Source organism: Psychrobacter sp. 1Y4 (assembly GCF_051847555.1).
The window spans coordinates 1-500 of record NZ_JBPYDE010001238.1; the positions used below are offsets into that span (position 1 = coordinate 1).

General features: G+C 36.2%; 2 pseudogenes. Both read right to left on the minus strand.

Annotation, left to right across the window (positions count from 1 at the left end):
* A pseudogene (locus tag ACS8FC_RS21325) lies at positions 1-212 on the minus strand (glycosyltransferase family 1 protein); the annotation flags it as partial.
* Between the two features lie 11 nt (positions 213-223).
* Positions 224-500, minus strand: a pseudogene (locus ACS8FC_RS21330) (hypothetical protein); the annotation flags it as partial.

Below are 500 nucleotides of genomic sequence, written 5' to 3' on the forward strand. Positions count from 1 at the left end.
GCTGTGATATCCGCTAAAGGATTTAAACCACCTCGATTTAGACTATAGGTTACAGGTATGGCACCCAACCTTTCTATTTTCTTTAGCTCATCTTGAGTATATTCAGAAGTAAACGCATAGACAGTATGCTGCTGTTTGACCAGCTCCTGAATAAGGTCAGCGCGAAAGCCATAAAAACTATAAGCAATGGTGCCTAAAATAATTATTTTCATCCATTCACCACCTATACTCTATTTGAGGAGGACTTTCTAAAAGACGATCTTTTAAGCCTTAAGATATAAAAAAAACTGATATATATAGCCAAATAGTTGTATATCCTTAAACGTACTGCGGTGCCTAAATTATCGTTTCCGATCAACCAAACACTGCCGTAGAACACGAAAAATATAATGAGAAAACGTACAAAGCTATCCGCTAACTTAATATTCTTCAATACATATATGAGCATGAAAAAGAAAGGAATGGTTTCGAGCACGAACAATACAAGCGCTAAGGGATTA